Below are 16,679 nucleotides of genomic sequence, written 5' to 3'. Positions count from 1 at the left end.
TCCCCCTTCCCATGAGCGTACCTTTACCTGTTTCCATCTTTATTGTCGAGGACAATGCATGGTATGGTGAGCTACTTGAGTACAAGCTGGCTCAGAACCCGGATTACGTTATCCGACGGTTCACCACCGCGCAGGCTTGCTTGGATAACTTAAGCGACAAGCCCGATATCATCACCCTCGATTATTCCTTACCCGATGGCCAGGGCGACCAGGTGCTCCGCCAGATCAAGGAGCGCCTGCCTGAGGTAGCGGTTATTGCCATTTCCGGCCAGGAGGATGTGCGCACGGCCATTGGGCTGCTGCGGCAAGGCGCCTTCGACTACCTAGTGAAGGACGAGGAAACCGCCGACCGACTCTGGAACACCGTAGGCAACATCCGCAAGCAGCTGGAGCTGCGCCAGGAAAACACCCGCCTGAAGGAGCAGATTGGACAGAAGTACGATCCGCAGCGCGCCATTCTGGGCGAAAGTCCCCAAATCAAGCAGCTCTACACCCTCATCGATAAGGCTGCCCGCACAAACATCACGGTTTCCATCAGCGGCGAAACGGGCACGGGCAAGGAGCTGGTCGCCAAGGCCATTCATTTCCGCTCCGACCGGCGCGACGGGGCTTTTGTGGCCGTGAACGTGGCAGCCATTCCGCGCGACTTGCTGGAGAGCGAGCTGTTTGGGCACGAGAAAGGCTCGTTTACCGGGGCCATCAGCCGCCGGATCGGGCGGTTTGAGGAAGCTCACAAGGGCACGCTGTTCTTGGACGAAATTTCCGAAATGGACCTGGGCCTGCAGGCCAAGCTGCTGCGGGTGCTGCAGGAGCGGGAGGTTTCGCGCGTGGGCGGCAACACCCGCGTACCCTTCGATGCCCGCCTGATGGTGGCTACCCACCGCGACCTGGGCCAGGAAGTGAAGGAGGGCCGCTTCCGCGAAGACCTGTACTACCGGCTGCTGGGCCTGCCCATTGTGTTGTCGCCGCTACGGGAGCGGGGCGACGATATTCTGCTGCTGGCTGATGCCTTTCTTAAGGATTTCTGCTCCCAGAATAACATGGCTACCTGCACGCTCTCCGGCGCGGCGCAGCAGAAGCTGCTGCACTACAACTTCCCGGGCAACGTACGCGAGCTAAAGGCGGTGGTGGAGCTGGCCGCCGTGCTGGCCGAAGACGACCAGATTCAGCCCCAGGATTTGCCCCTGCGCCACGGCGCTACCGATGCGGCGGCCCCCGACATCATGCCCAATGAGTCGTTGCGGACGCAGATGGCGGCCATCGTGCAGCGCTACCTCGATGTACACAACGGAAATATTCTGCAGGTAGCGGCCAAACTGCAAATCGGAAAGTCTACCATTTATCGTATGGTTCAGAACAACGAGATCCGTATTCGCTGACCTCGGCTGTTAACTGCCATCCTATGAGTTCTATTGGTATCCGTCATGTGGCGCGCCAACTGCGTGTAACCCGAAAAGCGTGGCAACAAGCCCAGCACGAAACCGCGGAGGCCCGGCGCCAGGTAGCGGAGCTTAAGGCCCGGTCGCTGGCGGCCACAGAACAGGCCACGGCCCTGCTGGAAACCATGAGCACGGCTATCCTGGCCGAAGACCAGGACCACGGGATTACGCTGCTCAACCAGCGCCTCTGCGACTTATTCAGCCTGCCCCACCCACCCCGGTACTACCTGGGCAAGCACTCCTCTCTGCTGTATCAGGAAAGCCGGGCCCAGTTGCAGGATGAGCAGGCCGTACGCCTCAGAAACCAGCAGCTGCAGGCAGAACAGGAGCGGGTCAGCGGCGAGACGTTCCGGTTGCGCAACGGCATCATTGTGCAGCAGGACTACCTGCCCGTAGTGCAGAACGGCGTGACCATGCTCCACATTTGGAGCTACGAAGACGTGACGGTGCGCCAGCAAGCCCAGGAACGGGTGCAGGAGCTTTCCCGCCTGGCCGAGCAAAGCCCCCAGCCCATTATCCGGTTTAACCGCGAAGCGGTGGCCCAGTACGCCAACCCCGCCGCCAACCCCGCCCTTACGGCCCTCTACCAGCCCGCAGGGGCGGAAATCGTGCGGCTGCTCCGGCAGGAAATTGCGCTGGCCCTTAGCAACGGCCAGCTGCGCACGGTGGAAAAACGCCTCGGCGACGAGTTTTACCTCTGGACCATTGCCCCGCTGCTGCAGGAGCAGGAAGCCAACGTGTACCTGACCACCATTACAGCCCGGCGGCGGGCGGAGGCGGAGCTGGTGCGCAACCAGCTGTTCACGGCCCGCATCAACGACACGGTGCCCAACATCGTGTTCCTGTTCGATATGGACACCCAGGCCGTACTCTACAGCAACCGCCAAACCGAGCAAATGTTGGGCTATACGGAAGCCGAAATTCGGGAAATGGGGCCGCAGTTGGCTACCCTGCTGGTGCACCCGGAAGACTTGCCGGACTTGCGGCAAAAGCAGGAAGAAATGCTGCGGATGGAAGAAGGGGAAGTGGCTTCCTCGGAGTACCGGTTTAAGCACCGCAACGGGGAGTGGCGCTGGCTGAGCCTGAAAAGCACCTGCTTTACCCGCCACCCCGACGGCACCGTGTGGCAAGCCGTCGGCTCGGCGGCCGACGTGACGGAGCGCCGCACCACGGAAGAGGAGCTGCGCCAGAGCCGCTTGTTTGTGGAGCGCATCACCAACACCACGCCCAACCTGATTTACATCTATGATGTAGAAACCCGGTCGAACGTGTACTGCAACCGCTTCGTGGAGTCGATGCTGGGGTACTCGCCGGCTGATTTAATGAACATGGGCATTAGCCTGCTGGCAGGTCTAATGCCCATTGCCGAAGCCCGCCGGGTACAGCAGCACTTCGAGGAGGTAACCCGGGTGGCGGACGGGGTGATTCTGCACCTGGAGTTTTTCCTTTCCCACCGCAACGGCTCCATCCGCTGGCTGCGCATCAGCAGCACGCCGTTTGAGCGGGATGAGGCTGGCCGTGTCCATAAAATTGTAGGGTCGGCGGAAGACATTACCCGCTGGAAAATAGCCGACGAGCAACGACGCTCCGCTAACCGGCGGCTGGCCGAGCAAAACCGGCTATTCCGGCAGGTGATTGATACGGTGCCCAACCTCATCTACCTGAAAGACGGTAGCGGCAACTACATCCTGGCCAACCAATCGACGGCCCACCTCTACGGCCTCAGCAACGATGCCCTGCTGCAAACGCCGGCCGCCTGGCTGCAGGAGCAGTTTCCCGACCTGATCCGCCACCAGGCTCAGGATGAACTCGTTATCCAGTCGCGCCAGGAGGTAGCCCACGAGGACACATTTACCGATGCCCAAGGCGAGGTACACTGGTTTAACTCCGTCAAACGCCCATTCATTCTGGCCGATGGCACCGTTCAGGTGCTCGGGGTTGACAATGATATTACCGAGCTGAAGCGGACAGGCCAGGCCTTGCAACAGGCCAAAGAGGCCGCGGAGCAGAATGCCCAGTCGCGCCAGACCTTCCTGACCAACATGAGCCACGAAATCCGTACGCCCATGAACGGCATCATGGGCCTGGCGGAGCTGCTATCCAAGACCGAACTCGACGAAGAGCAGCGGCAATACCTGCACCATATCCGGCATTCAGCTGAAAACCTGCTGGTTATCATCAACGACATTCTGGACATGGCCCAGCTCGGTGCCGGTCGGGTCCGGCTGGAATCAATGCCTTTCGACTTGCAGGAAGTGCTGAAAGCCAGCTGCCAGGCCCTCATGCCCAAGGCGGCCGAAAAAGGCATCAGCCTGCGCCTGCAGCTGCCCCCGGGCCTGACGTCTGCCTGGGTGCAGGGCGACCCCTACCGGCTCCGGCAGATTCTGCTCAACCTGCTTAGCAACGCCATTAAGTTTACGGATAAGGGCCATGTGCTGCTTACCTGCCGCCGCGTAAGTGCCCCCACGGCCGAGCCGGAATATCAGTTTTCGGTGCTTGACACCGGCATTGGCATTTCCGAAGACCAGTTGCAGCAGCTGTTCGAGCCCTTCACGCAGGCCGAGGCCAGCACGGCCCGCGAATACGGCGGGTCGGGGCTGGGCCTGAGCATTTCGCGGGGCCTGGTTGAGCTGCTGGGCGGCGAGTTAACGGCCGAAAGCCGCCTGCATCATGGCAGCACATTTCGGTTTACGCTGCGCTTCGGAGCTGCTACTCCCCCCACCGCCAGCAGTGCCGCCCCCACCCCCGACTACCAGCGCCTGCGTGGCCGCCGGGTGCTGCTCACCGAAGACAACCGGGTCAACCAACTGCTGGTGCAAGTAATGCTCCGCGGCTGGGGCCTGCACGTCGATACGGCGTCCTCCGGCTCGGAGGCCCTGACCCTGTTTCGACAGCACCCCTACGACGTGGTGCTGATGGATATTCAGATGCCCGGCATGGATGGCGTAGCAACCACCCACCTGCTGCGGGAGCACCCTGACCCAGTTCGGGCTGCTACCCCCGTGGTGGCCCTTACAGCCCACGCCATGCACGGCGAGGCGGAGCGCTACCAGAAGGCCGGCCTCGACGCCTACCTTTCCAAACCCTTCAAGCAGGAAGCCCTGTTTCACACCATTGCCCGCGTGCTTAATATAGATGATGCTGCCAGTCAGCCCCCCCCCGCAACGGTAGTGGAGGAAACACCCCCCGCCTTTCCCCCCGGCAAGCTCTACGACATGAGCAGCCTGCGCCAGTTCACCAACAACGACGAAACCTTTATCCGGCGCTTGGCTAACCTGTTTATCAGCACTACCCCACCGGTAGTGGAGGAGCTGGAACACCACTTACAGGAGCAAAGCCTGACCAAGCTTGGGGCAGCGGCCCACCACCTGAAAAGCTCCGTTGATGGCCTGCAGATTCAGTCCTTACGCACTATCCTGCGCGATTTGGAAGCCGCGGCCCACGCGCCCGCTACTGCCGACTGGCAAAGATTGGCGCACGGCGTGCAGCAGGTGCGCCAGATTACCGACGAAGTTATCCGCCAGCTCCAGCAGGAATTCTCGGCCGATTGAGTACCGCCACCAAAGCGGCGCGCCCCAGCCTGATCCGCCACGCCTGTCGTATTATGCGGCATGATTTCTTCTCCTGAACCGGCGGGCTCATCCCCTGCTCTGCACACGCTTGTTATTGGGGCGGGGCAGGCGGGGCTGGCCGCTGCTTACTACCTCCGCCAAGCCGGTGTACCCTTCGTAGTCCTGGATGAGCGGGCCGCCGTGGGAGAAGTGTGGGCCACGCGCTACGACTCGCTTCGGCTGTTTTCTCCGGCCTGGGCCAGCCGCCTGCCGGGCCTGGCGTGGCCGGGCGCCGCCCGCCGCTACCCCAGCAAGCACGAAGCCGCGGCCTACCTGCAGCAGTACGCCCGCCACTTCCAGCTTCCCATTGAAACCGGCCAGCGCGTGGAAGCCGTGCGGCCGGTGCCGGTTGGGTTTGAAGTCATAACTGCTACCGGCCGCCGCTTGCAGGCTCAGCACGTTATAGTGTGTACCGGGCCCTACTCTACTCCTAAAGTCCCCGAATTTAGCCGTGACCTTCCGGCCTCGGTGCAGCAGCTGCACAGCAGCGCGTACCAGCGGCCCGCTCAGCTCGGGGGCACGGGGGCGGTGGCCGTAGTAGGCAGCGGCAACTCGGCCCTGCAGATTGCCGCCGACCTGGCAGCTACCGGCCGGCCCGTATGGGTAGCGTTTGATGAAAGCACACCGGCCATGCCCAACAACACGGCCATGTGGGCACTTCTGCTGAGCACCCGCCTGCTGCAGGCCAGCCGAAACTCCCCGGTTGGCCGCCTGATGCGCAGTCAGCCCGAGCCGGTGGTTAGCGCCGACCTGGGGCGGCTGCGGCAGTTTCCGAACGTGCGGTTTATGGGCCGGGCCTTGGCAGCTACCTCCCAGGCTACCATCCGCGGCAAGCTGGCTACTACCCCCGCTCTGGACGCAGTTATCTGGGCTACTGGCTTCCGGCCCGACTACCACTGGCTGCAGGTGCCGGGGGCGCTTAGCCCCGAGGGGGAGCCCCGGCACGAGCGGGGGCTGAGTCCGGTGCCGGGACTGGCTTTTTTGGGGCTCCCCTGGCTGCACAGCCGGCGCTCGGCGCTTATGGGCGGGGCCGGAGCCGACGCGCAGTTTGTGGTAGACTACCTCGTGAAAAAGACATAATTATGCTGCAACTACCTGGCACACTTTTAGGTTATACTTGTATGAACTCAGCCGCAGGTCACGGGTTGTCTTTTGCCGGGGGCTGAGTTTTTCATTTTCCCTTAATTCTTTGTTGTATGATGTTGCTGATTTTCTTCGGGATTGCGCTAGCGACTGCCCTGCTCGCTCTCGACACGGTAAACAAACTGAAAGCTACGCTGAAGCCTGTTCCGGTGCGCGCGCAGAACGGCCGCTAATTCGGCGGTCCGAGCCTTGCTATACCTGACGCCCCTGCTGGTAGCAGGGGCGTTTTTTTATCCGTCTGTTCGCCGCCCTTGAAGCCGGAAACAGCAAGAGCAGCCCCGGAAGGCTGCTCTTTCTGTTTATCCTAGGAAGTAGGCGGCAGGGGTAGCGTTAGCGAATCACGAGCTTGCGCATTTCGCTGGCATTCTCCGATTCCAGCCGTACGTAGTAGAGTCCGTTGGCGAACTTGGTTAGATCTAGGGTTCGGGTTTCCCGGTCGTTTAGCTCGCTGAGCACCTCGCGGTACATAAGTGTCCCGATTACATTCAGTACCCGCAGCTCCACCTTACGGCCTTCAAAACCATTGATGGCCACGTGTACAATGCCGGTGCTAGGGTTCGGATACACCAGCAACGCCTTTTCCTCGCTAACGGGGCGGGCGGCGGGCGCTGGCCGCGGCGTGACAGGCTGGGCTGTGGCGGATTGCATGCTACTACGGAGCCCTCCGATCAGTAGAACGAATAAAACTAAACAGCGTAAGGGTTGCATCATATACGGTAGTGGGAGCGACGGAAAGTGCCTGAGCGGAATGGGTATTAACGACGGACACCGATTTAGGTTAGCAAAAGTAACAGAGGTTTTATCTTCTCAGGGCAGAATATAACTCATCTTCGATAAAAGAACCCTCTTTATCTTCGTTCTCACCTCTTTACCCGATGAAATAAGTTGGACGTTGTCATTATTGGGGGTGGCCTGGGCGGGCTTTGTGCGGCCCTGGACTTGCGCCAGCGCGGGCACGCCGTAACGCTGGTGGAGCGGCAACGCTACCCGTTTCACCGGGTGTGCGGCGAGTACATTTCCAACGAGGTGCTACCCTACCTGCGCCGCCTCGGCATCGACCTTTCGCAGCTGGCCCCCGCTCAGCTTACCCGCTTTCAGCTTAGCTCACCGGCGGGCCGCCTGCTTTCCATACCGCTTGATCTGGGCGGCTTTGGTATTAGCCGGTATCAGCTGGATGCCTTTTTGTGCGAGGCCGCCGAGGCCGCCGGCGTTACGGTGCTTCAGCAAACGACCGCCATGGCCGTGGAGTACGAGGAAGCAGCGGGCCGGCATACCGTAACCTTGGCGGGCGGGCAGGTGCTCACGGCCCGGGTGGTACTGGGGGCGTACGGCAAGCGCAGCAGCCTCGACCGGCAGCTGCAACGGCCGTTTTTCAGCCAACGCTCGCCTTATCTGGGGGTGAAGTACCACCTGCACTACCCCTCCATGCCCCGCAACCTGATTGCCCTGCACAACTTTGCGGATGGGTACGCGGGCATCTCGGCCGTGGAGCAGGACCGGTATTGCTTTTGCTACCTCACCACCCGCCGCAACCTGAAAGCCCACGGCAGCATTCCGCACATGGAGGCCGAGGTGCTGGCCCGCAACCCCCACCTGCGGCACATTCTGGAGCACGCGGAGTTTCTATACCCCCAGCCGGAGGTTATCAACGAAATTTCCTTCGCCCCCAAAACCTGCGTGGAAAACCACGTGCTGCTGCTTGGTGATGCGGCCGGGCTTATCACGCCCCTGTGCGGCAACGGCATGGCCATGGCCATCCACGGGGCCCAGCTGGCCGCCGCCCGCACCGACGCGTTTCTGCGGGGCGGACTCCCGCGCCCGGCCCTGGAAGCGGCCTACCACCACGACTGGCAGCAGCACTTTGGGCCGCGCCTGCGCGTGGGGCGGGCGGTGCAGCGCCTGTTTGGGCAGCCGCTGCTGAGCGAGGCCGCCGTGGCGGGCCTGCGACTCTGGCCCGCGGCAGTACGGGCCCTTATGCGCCGCACCCACGGCCAGGAGTTTTAGCCAAGGGCTACCCTGGCTACATCCCCTGAAGCCGGCATATGCGTACACCTTTCTCACTCAACTCTCACTCAACCCCAAAATAACGAACAGCACCCGGGGGGTATTTTGCGTAAACTGCACTGATGAGTAGCTACCTGTGTGCCATTGGCACGGCCAATCCGCCCCACCGCATCCCTCAACTTCAAATTGCTGACTTCATGGCGGGCGCCTTGCAGCTCGACGAGGCCGGCACGCGCAAACTGCGGGCCCTGTACCGCGTTTCGGGCATTGGCCAGCGCTACACCGTACTTCCCGACTACGGCCGCGCCAACGGCAGCTATGAGTTTTTCGCCAATACGCCTGACCTGGAGCCCTTTCCCTCAGTAGGGCAGCGCATGGCCGAGTACCGGCGGCACGCGCTTCCACTTTCGGTGCAGGCCGCCCAGGACTGCCTCAGCCAGGTACCGGAGGTGGCCGTGGGCAGTATCACCCACCTGATTACCGTGAGCTGCACCGGCATGTACGCGCCAGGATTGGATATTGAGTTGGTAGCGGCCCTGCAGTTGCCTTCGCATGTGCAGCGCACCTGCGTCAACTTTATGGGGTGCTACGCCGCCGTAAATGCCCTCAAGCTGGCCGATGCCTTCTGCCGGGCCAACCCCGTGGCGCGGGTATTGGTGGTGTGCACCGAGCTCTGCACCCTGCATTTTCAGAAAAGCACCGAGGAGGACCACTTAGTATCCAATGCTTTGTTCGGGGATGGCTCGGCGGCGGTACTAGTGCAGGCCCAGCCCCGGGTAGTAGGCCCCAGCCTGGCCCTCACGGCTTTCCACTGCGGACTGGAGCCCGATGGACACGCCGATATGGCTTGGCACATCAATGACTTCGGCTTCGAAATGACCCTGTCTTCCTACGTGCCCCGCATGATTAAGCAGGGCATTGGGCGGCTTACGGCGGGCTTGCTGGCCGATTTGCCAGTGCAGCTGGCCGACATTCGGGCGTTTGCCATTCACCCGGGCGGCCGGAAAATTCTGGAGTCGATTGAGCAGGCGCTGGGGCTGACTGCCGATGACAACCGCTTTGCCTATCAGGTGCTGCGCGACTACGGCAACATGTCCTCAGCAACGGTACTATTCGTGATGCGGGAGTTGCTGCGCGCTCTTACGCCCGCCGATACCGGCGCCCCGGTACTGAGCTTCGCCTTTGGCCCCGGCCTGACGCTGGAAGCCATGCTCCTGACAGTAGCCTGGGACACAACTTCCCCGCTGGCAACCGAGCGTAGCGCCCAGCAATTGGAAACCGTGGCCGTTCTGCCGGCCTAGCACCCGCTGCCCGGCCCTACCCTTCTGTTCCTTGCCCTTACCCCTGCTATGCCTGATTTCCGCGTCCGCGCCCCGGAAGAAGAGCTCATGGATGACCTGACCCTGGCCACCGAGGAGCTTCGGCAAAACCTGGACGAGCTGGAAACCATCAACACGTGGTTGGGTGGCTACGCGCCGGTTCTGAATGCCCTGGCCCGGCTGCGGCCTCACTTCCCCCCGGGCCGCCCCCTGCGCCTAGCCGACGTAGGCAGCGGCGGCGGCGACACCCTGCGCCATATTGCGCGCTGGGCCCGCCGGCGAGGCATAGCCGTAGAGCTGACCGGCGTGGATGCCAACCCGTTTATGCTGAACTACGCCGCTACCCGCAGCACCCAGTTCCCGGAAATCAGGTATCAGCAGGCCGACATTTTTTCCGCTGAGTTCCAAGCGCAGCCCTTCGACGTAGTAACGGCCAGCCTCTTCTGCCACCACTTCTCCAACGAGCAGCTCACCCAGCTCCTGCGGCAGTGGCAGCAGCAGGCCAGTCTGGCCGTCATCATCAACGACCTGCACCGCCACCCGCTGGCTTACTACAGCATCCGGTGGCTTACACGTCTGCTGGGCGGCTCCCGTCTGGTGCGCCACGATGCGCCCCTTTCCGTCGCCCGGGCCTTCACCCGCCCCGACTGGGAGCAGCTACTTGCCCAAGCCGGCATCATGCACTACCACCTGCGCTGGCGCTGGGCCTTCCGCTGGCAGGTGCTGATAGGAAAATGGTGATTGAGTAATTGAGTGAACTAGTGATTCACTCAATTACTCAATCACTAGTTCACCACTACCCCCACAGGTTAGCGGCGGCCCGAAAGGTGTTGGCGTGGGCATCCAGAATGTCAGCAATGCGGGGAGAATAGCCGCCGCCCATGCAAACCACGACCGGCAGGCCGTGGGCGTGGCACAAGCCCAGCACGTATTCGTCGCGGTGGCGGCATCCGTCGGGGGTGAGGGCCAGGTGGCCGAGCTTGTCGGTGGCCAGCACATCGACGCCGCTGAGGTAAAACACGAAATCGGGTTGGTGCTGGTCTAGCAGGCGGGGCAAGGTAGCGCGCAGCTGCCCGAGGTAGGCGGCATCGTCGGTGCCATCGGGCAGGGCCAGGTCCAGGTCCGACTGCTCTTTGCGGTGGGGGTAGTTGCGGGCTCCGTGCATGCTGAAAGTGAACACGCGCGCCTCCTGCTGAAAGATGCGGGCCGTGCCGTTGCCTTGGTGCACGTCTAGGTCCACGATGAGCACACGCCGCACGCCTAGTTCGGGGTGGGCCAGCAGGTAGGCGGCCGCCGCAGCCTGGTCGTTGAGCAGGCAAAACCCCTCGCCCCGATCCTGGAAGGCATGGTGAGTGCCGCCGGCAATGTTCAAGGCCACCCCGTGCTGCAAGGCCCGCCGGGCACACTCCAGCGTGCCGCTCAGAATGGTGGTTTCGCGGGCAACCAGCGCCGGGCTCCAGGGAAAACCGGTGGCGCGCTCTTCCTGCCGCGTCAGCTGCCCGGCCTGCAGCCGGTGGTAGTACTCAGGAGTATGCACCCGCAGCACATCCTCGTCGGGCGGGGATGAAGGCTGGAAGAAAGCACTTTCCGGGGCTATGCCTTCCCGGAGCAGCTGCTCCGGCAGGAGCTCGTACTTGAGCATCGGAAAGCGGTGGTTGGCGGGCAGCGGGTGGGCGTACAGGGGAGCCCAGGCAATAGAAATCATACGCTGCGAACCTACGCCTCCCGCCCCAGAAACGGGCAGACCAGGGCCGGACTAACACAAAAATAACCGCCCTTGCAAGCGGTTATCTTCGGATTCGGGGGTTTTGACGTGGGGCGTACTGGGCTCGAACCAGTGACCCCTACCTTGTCGAGGTAGTGCTCTGAACCAACTGAGCTAACGCCCCGGCAAAACCTATTGGCGGCGGCCGTAAAAAGTCAAAGGTAGGTTTTTGTAAAAGATAATCTCTCCCGGATGCGTACAAAATTTCTGCTTCCGCTACGCAGGGGCTGTAACCTTCTGGGCTTTCGTAAGTATAGCGGCTTACTGATGTTGCTTTGACTATGGTCAGCAACGCTTCCTTCTGCCATACTCCCTCTCCACCCCATGAAAAAACTTACACTCCTTGCCGCCGGCTGCGCCCTGAGCGCCTCTGCTCTGGCCCAGACTCCTACTGAAGCTCCCCGGGTAAGCGGCCTGCGCTCCTCCACTGACTACGCTCCCGGTACGGGCAGCGACTCGCGCAACAACGGCTTCGGCATCAAGGCCGGCCTGAACTCGGCGCACGTGCGCGGCGACGACAAAAAGAACTACGGCGACGTTGGTACTTACCAGAACTTCCACGCCGGGGCTTACGCTCAGTTTGGTTTCACTGATAAATTCTCGGTGCAGCCGGAAATCCTGTATACCCGTCAGGGTTTCGAGGGTAGCTCCATGGCCCGTAACAACACCGGCAAGTACTTCACGCGCCTTGATTACGTGCAGGTACCGGTGCTGCTGGTGTACAACTTCCTCGATAACGTGAGCGTGCACGTAGGCCCCCAGGTTTCCCTGCTGACGAAAGTACGTGAGGGAGGTCAGGAGCGGAAAATTGCCGATGAAAACGACGCCAGCGGCAACCCCATTTATGGCTACAGCTACAGCAGCCTCGACTACGGTCTGGCCGCGGGCCTGGAAGCACGGGTAGGTCCGGCCCGCGTAGGCGGCCGCTACGTAGCCGGCTTCAATGACATTATTAAAGACCCCACCAGAACGGGCACGCAGGCCATTGACAACATCAAGAACGGCGCCTTCCAGGTGTACGTGGGCATTGGTATTGCAAACTAGTGTACCGGTTTAGTGCTCATAACAAAAGAGGAAGCCTCCGCGAGGCTTCCTCTTTTGTTATGAGGGCCCGCCAGGACCGTTATTTCCGCCAGGGATGATACTACTTGCTGCTACCGCGGCGCTGCCCGCCATTAATCAGGCCCGTGAGCTGCTCGCGGAACGCGGCATGGCCGTGCTCGGCACCTGGGCGCTGCTGAACTTGGTGGTGAGCGGCTACCACGTTTCCCGCACCGATACTCGCTCAGAGGCCCACCATTTCCACCTCATGAACGTGGCCTGGAACGTAGTGAATGCGCTGCTGGCCGTGTGGGGAATTCTGCAGGCCCACCCGCAGCAGGTGGCAGACCTTACCCTTCCGAACAGCTTGAGCGCGCAGTTTGGCTTCGAGAAAATCCTGCTGTTCAATGCGGGCCTCGACGTGGCCTACCTCTGCTGTGGCAGCTGGCTGCGCGCCCGGTCCGCCGCGGCCAACGCAATTCGGCCCGAGCGTTTGGCGGGGTTTGGCCGCTCCTTGTGGCTGCAGGGCGGTTTTCTGCTGCTCTTCGATACCGGGTTCTACTTCATCTACCACCAGTACGCCGCCGATTTGCTCCGGCTTCTATAAAACAGCCCCACCGGCCACTAGAGCTGGTGGGGCTGTTGCTTGGGCTAGTGGTTAAGGAGGCTACGGCCGCTACTTTTTACCAACCAGCGCTTCCTTGATTTTGTCGTTGAAGTTGGGAATGTCCTGGGGGTTGCGGCTGGTGATGATGTTGCCATCCACAACTACCGTTTCATCGACCCAGCGGCCGCCGGCATTTTTGATGTCGGTTTTCAGGCTGGGCCAGCTGGTAAGCTGCTTGCCCCGTACTACGTCGGCCTCAATCAGGGTCCAGGGGCCGTGGCAGATGGCGGCTACGGGCTTGCCGGAGCGCACAAATTCGCCAATAAAGCTGATTACCTCGGGCTCGGTGCGAAGCACATCGGGGTTTATCTGGCCGCCGGGCAGCACCAGGGCGTCATAGTCGGCCACCTTCACGTCGCCGATAACTTTGTCCACGTCCACTTTGTTGCCCCAGTCCTTCTCGTCCCAGCCCTTAATCGAGCCGCTTTTCAGCGAAATGACGTGGGTTTCGGCGCCTTCGCCTTCCAGAAACTTCTTGGGCTTCTCCAGCTCCGACTGCTCGAAGCCATCGGTGGCGACAATTGCTATTTTCTTACCTTTCAGGTCGTTGCTTCCAAAAATACTCATCGTAGTAGCAGGGTTATAAGATTGAAAAGCCCGCGCTACGCGAAGTAGTGCGGGCTTTGGTTTAACGGGCCGACCACGGGAGAGTTAGCGCATTATTTTGGCCTTACGGCTCAGTCGTGCTCGTTTCGCTCACGCTTGAGCTGCTTGCGCAGGCGCCGCACCCGCTCATCAAAGCCATCCGGGTCGTAGCTGGCGTCTTCCACGTCCAGCTCTTCCAGCAGGTCCATGAGGCGGTCGGGGTGCTCGGTGCGGGTGCCGCCGGGAACCTTCACAAACGCCATCTCTGACCACAGCACGGCCTTTAGGCGCAGGCCATCCTCGCTGAGCATCTGCATTTCCACTACCAGGTTGGAGTTGTCGTAGTGAATCAGCTGGGTCTTGATGCGCACCAGCTCGGCGTGGTTGGCAGGCCGCAGGTAAGCCAGGTAGTGTTTCGTGATAACCCAGCCGGCGCCCAATTCGCGGGTTACCTGCCCCAGATTCAGGGCGTAGTGCTGCAGGGTGTGCTGCTCGCGGGCATTCAGGAAGTAGTCGAGGTAGCGGGCGTTGTTGAGGTGACCCAGCATATCACAGTCCTGAAACTGAATGCGGTGGGTAGTTTCGGGCGTTTGAACCAGGGAAGAAGCCATGAGGGGAAATAGCAGGTTAGCGGGCGCAAGGTAAAAGGCACTCTGGCAAGGCCGGTTGGGGCCCCGGCTTTAGGTAGCTTGGGCCTGCACCTTTACGTGGTCGGCCAGCACGTGGTCGGCAGCTGGCTTGCGGGCGTCGGTGGGGCTGTCGAACACAAGTAGTACGTGCTCCGGGTCCAGCAGCGCCATTCCTTCTGCCTTGTCCTGGCCGGCGGTGGGGCCAAAGCCGTGGGGCACATCGAACAGGCGCTCCAGCTTATCGGGCCCTACGAGGCTGTCCTGGGAGCAGCGCAGGGCTTCGGGCCAGCGGTACACGGCAATGGTGCCATCCAGGTCCATGGTGGGTCCGGCCAGCAGCAGCAAATCGGGGCCGCACTGGCGCAGCTCCCGCACGCCCATGCCGCCCAAGGCCAGGAAGTGCTTTTTATAGTATACCTCCGTGGCCCCGGGCAGCTCACTCAGGCGCAGGCGGCCGTGCTTATCCTCGCGGGGTAGCAGTTCCAGCACCATGGCCCAGCCGCGCAATACCGGCCCGCGCAGTCCCACGAACAGCCGCCCGTCGGGCGCTGCAGCCAAGCCTTCAATGTCGAACCCGTTGTCTTTACCCGGAATGTTGAGGAAGGGCTTCAGGTGACAATCTTTGGCAAGCAGGTCGCGCAGGTCGTTGGAGTTGTCGGAGGAGCGAAGCTGGGCGGCCCGGAGCGTTTGGGTTGGATCGGTAGGGTGCGGGGCCTCGCGGAACAGCTCGTAGTTGCCGGTGGCGGGGTTGAGCAACAGGGGCACCCGGGCCAGCAGGTAGCGGTTTGCCTCCGACTTTAGCTGCGTGAGGCGGGCAATTTCCTTGGCTTGGTCTTCGCCATCGGCATCGGGCTTTTTGCGCGCCAGGCTGTGGGAACCCACTATCCAGAGGTAATGCTGGCCCTCGGCCAGGCCTTCAATATCAATTTCTTCTGTTTTGGCCGAGGGCAAATCCAGCAACTCCGACAGCTGATAGGAGCAGTGCTCACCAAACTCCCGGGGGCCGGTCCGGCGCAGGCGCTCAATGGAGGTTCGCTCGTCGCAGCTAAGCCAGAGGTTGTCGCCGGTGCACAAGGCGGAGGACAGCCCGTCGCGGACGTGCTTGCCGGAGGCGTTCAGGCTGTGCTTCGGGTTGAAATGCAGGGTATAAGGCTGACGGCGGACCATGAAGGCGGGGTTAGGAAGCGAATGCTTGTGGCAAACGCACCAGGCCGCGTAAGGTTGAGCCAGCTCCTACTCCCCGCACTGGCGGCGTACTTGCTCTAACTGCTGCACCACGTCGCGGGCCACCCTCTCGTCGGTGGTGTACAAAGGCAATTCCAGCGTGGTGCTGTTGGTCCCGGAGCCGTCCTTGCTTGGTCGTTCCCGCCGGATTTTCACTTCGTAGTAGCGCTGCTGGGTTTTCTCATCCTGGGCTGGCGCGTACGTCAGGGACGTTACCTGGCTCCACTCCACCCCTAGCTTCAACTCAAACTCTACCTTTTCATCCGACTTCACGGCCCAGTCGGCGCCGTTTTTGCGGTGACTTACCTGGAAGGCCGTAGCCTCCTGCTTGCCGTCCAGCCGATGTTTGCGGATTATCTGGGTGAAGTGGCAGCCTTCCAGCACCGCCCTGATTTCCGTGTCGGTTTCCCCGGGCCGATGCATCAGGTGGTTTAGCCGCTTGGTTAGGGCAGCAGCGGTAGGGGTAGTTTGGGCCGAAGCCGCCGAAGCCAGTAGCAGCCCGGCGACAAGGAGTAGCGTTTTCATCGGAAGAAGAGGTAAGATTATTTACTACCCGCTGACCTTCAGCAGGTTCTTACCCAGCCAGATGAGGCCTACCCCCCCAAGGGTTGCCTGATGATGAGCTAGTGACTTAGTACGTTGTGTAGCGAGGATGCCGGACAAGGCCATGCGTGCCCGCTTACGCAACAAGCCCCTAATGCCAGCACGGGCGCCAAGGGCTTGTTACTTCATTCGGGCGCTGGCACAGGAGTGGAAGGATGGCCTCGGCTCCACCTCGCCCTGACATTTCACTAACTTACTGACTTACTGCTACTGCGCTTTGCGGGCCTGCATCTGGGCTTGCACTTGGCGCTGCTTGGCTTTGAGCTGCTTGTATTGCGTGACGGTGAGGATGGTTTGCAGCTCCTGGTCGGAGGCGGCGTTGATGCGCTTGAGTTCGGTCAGGAGGGCCGGGCGGTTGCTGCTGAGCCGTTGCTGGGCGGCGTTGGCCTGCTCGGCGGTATTGGTAAAAACGGCCCTCACCTTGCGGCGCTGCTCCCCGGTCAGGTTCAGCTCTTCGGTGAGGACGTCGGTCAGGTCGCGGGCAGCGGAAGAGGCCACTACCGGGGCAGGAGCTGCTACCGGCGCCGATTTAGCCGTAGGAATGGTAGCGTTGCGGCGGCGGGCGCAACCGGCCAGCAGGCTGGCGGCCAGCGCCAGGGAAAGGGTGAAGCGGGAGGCGTACATAAGCGCGAGAGAAAGGCGTGTGCTC

At 61.6% G+C, this 16,679-nt stretch carries 15 protein-coding genes and 1 tRNA gene; 8 read left to right on the top strand and 8 right to left on the bottom strand.

Translation table 11 applies throughout. The features are described 5' to 3' along the window. The first annotated feature begins 11 nt into the window (after window positions 1-11). The 3 genes from IEW18_RS00190 to IEW18_RS00180 are packed head-to-tail and all read left to right on the top strand — an operon-like array spanning window position 12 to window position 6,130. Window positions 12-1,379: a sigma-54-dependent transcriptional regulator gene (locus tag IEW18_RS00190; protein WP_188555812.1), complete on the top strand. Its 1,368-nt coding sequence runs from the start codon at window positions 12-14 to the stop codon at window positions 1,377-1,379. Between the two features lie 23 nt (window positions 1,380-1,402). After that, window positions 1,403-4,990: a PAS domain S-box protein gene (locus IEW18_RS00185; protein ID WP_188555811.1), complete on the top strand. Its 3,588-nt coding sequence runs from the start codon at window positions 1,403-1,405 to the stop codon at window positions 4,988-4,990. 60 nt (window positions 4,991-5,050) lie between these two features. Then, window positions 5,051-6,130, top strand: a complete 1,080-nt coding sequence (locus IEW18_RS00180) for a flavin-containing monooxygenase (RefSeq protein WP_188555810.1) — start codon at window positions 5,051-5,053, stop codon at window positions 6,128-6,130. 393 nt (window positions 6,131-6,523) lie between these two features. On the opposite strand, the gene IEW18_RS00175 is transcribed toward IEW18_RS00180, so the two are convergent. Further along, window positions 6,524-6,841, bottom strand: coding sequence for a T9SS type A sorting domain-containing protein (locus IEW18_RS00175; RefSeq protein WP_188555809.1), 318 nt, complete (start codon window positions 6,839-6,841; stop codon window positions 6,524-6,526). A gap of 237 nt (window positions 6,842-7,078) precedes the next feature. Between IEW18_RS00175 and IEW18_RS00170 the strand changes: the two genes are divergently transcribed. The 3 genes from IEW18_RS00170 (at window position 7,079) to IEW18_RS00160 (ending at window position 10,257) form a co-directional block, all read left to right on the top strand. Next, on the top strand, window positions 7,079-8,197 hold the full coding sequence (locus tag IEW18_RS00170) for an NAD(P)/FAD-dependent oxidoreductase (RefSeq protein ID WP_188555808.1): 1,119 nt from the start codon (window positions 7,079-7,081) through the stop codon (window positions 8,195-8,197). 122 nt (window positions 8,198-8,319) lie between these two features. Beyond that, window positions 8,320-9,498: a type III polyketide synthase gene (locus IEW18_RS00165; RefSeq protein WP_188555807.1), complete on the top strand. Its 1,179-nt coding sequence runs from the start codon at window positions 8,320-8,322 to the stop codon at window positions 9,496-9,498. A gap of 48 nt (window positions 9,499-9,546) precedes the next feature. After that, window positions 9,547-10,257 (top strand): methyltransferase domain-containing protein, encoded by a 711-nt coding sequence (locus tag IEW18_RS00160; protein ID WP_188555806.1) that lies wholly within the window; start codon window positions 9,547-9,549, stop codon window positions 10,255-10,257. A 55-nt stretch (window positions 10,258-10,312) separates the two neighbouring features. On the opposite strand, the gene IEW18_RS00155 is transcribed toward IEW18_RS00160, so the two are convergent. Both IEW18_RS00155 and IEW18_RS00150 read right to left on the bottom strand, forming a co-directional pair. Next, on the bottom strand, window positions 10,313-11,221 hold the full coding sequence (locus tag IEW18_RS00155) for a histone deacetylase family protein (protein ID WP_188555805.1): 909 nt from the start codon (window positions 11,219-11,221) through the stop codon (window positions 10,313-10,315). A 109-nt stretch (window positions 11,222-11,330) separates the two neighbouring features. Next, window positions 11,331-11,405, bottom strand: a tRNA-Val gene (locus tag IEW18_RS00150). A gap of 200 nt (window positions 11,406-11,605) precedes the next feature. Here IEW18_RS00150 and IEW18_RS00145 point away from each other — a divergent pair. Both IEW18_RS00145 and IEW18_RS00140 read left to right on the top strand, forming a co-directional pair. Beyond that, window positions 11,606-12,325, top strand: a complete 720-nt coding sequence (locus IEW18_RS00145) for a porin family protein (RefSeq protein ID WP_188555804.1) — start codon at window positions 11,606-11,608, stop codon at window positions 12,323-12,325. Between the two features lie 94 nt (window positions 12,326-12,419). Further along, window positions 12,420-12,929, top strand: coding sequence for a DUF6992 family protein (locus tag IEW18_RS00140; RefSeq protein WP_188555803.1), 510 nt, complete (start codon window positions 12,420-12,422; stop codon window positions 12,927-12,929). Between the two features lie 69 nt (window positions 12,930-12,998). Here the strand turns inward: IEW18_RS00140 and IEW18_RS00135 are convergent, their stop codons facing one another. From IEW18_RS00135 to IEW18_RS00115, 5 genes are all read right to left on the bottom strand, one after another. Continuing rightward, entirely contained in the window at window positions 12,999-13,556 is a 558-nt protein-coding gene (locus tag IEW18_RS00135) for a type 1 glutamine amidotransferase domain-containing protein (RefSeq protein ID WP_188555802.1), read from the bottom strand. Between the two features lie 110 nt (window positions 13,557-13,666). Continuing rightward, window positions 13,667-14,185 carry an acyl-CoA thioesterase gene (locus tag IEW18_RS00130; protein WP_188555801.1) on the bottom strand — a complete coding sequence of 173 codons (519 nt, stop codon included), beginning with the start codon at window positions 14,183-14,185 and terminating at the stop codon, window positions 13,667-13,669. 69 nt (window positions 14,186-14,254) lie between these two features. Then, window positions 14,255-15,370: a DUF3616 domain-containing protein gene (locus IEW18_RS00125; protein ID WP_188555800.1), complete on the bottom strand. Its 1,116-nt coding sequence runs from the start codon at window positions 15,368-15,370 to the stop codon at window positions 14,255-14,257. Window positions 15,371-15,436: 66 nt separating this feature from the next. Next, entirely contained in the window at window positions 15,437-15,952 is a 516-nt protein-coding gene (locus IEW18_RS00120; RefSeq protein WP_188555799.1) for a hypothetical protein, read from the bottom strand. 285 nt (window positions 15,953-16,237) lie between these two features. Then, window positions 16,238-16,654, bottom strand: coding sequence for a hypothetical protein (locus IEW18_RS00115; protein WP_188555798.1), 417 nt, complete (start codon window positions 16,652-16,654; stop codon window positions 16,238-16,240). Between the last annotated feature and the right edge of the window lie 25 nt (window positions 16,655-16,679).

Origin of the sequence: Hymenobacter glacieicola, assembly GCF_014640315.1 — a bacterium.
In the GTDB taxonomy this organism is placed as follows: domain Bacteria; phylum Bacteroidota; class Bacteroidia; order Cytophagales; family Hymenobacteraceae; genus Hymenobacter; species Hymenobacter glacieicola.
The sequence above is the reverse complement of the archived record's forward strand: the minus strand, read 5'-3'. Positions and strand labels throughout refer to the sequence as shown.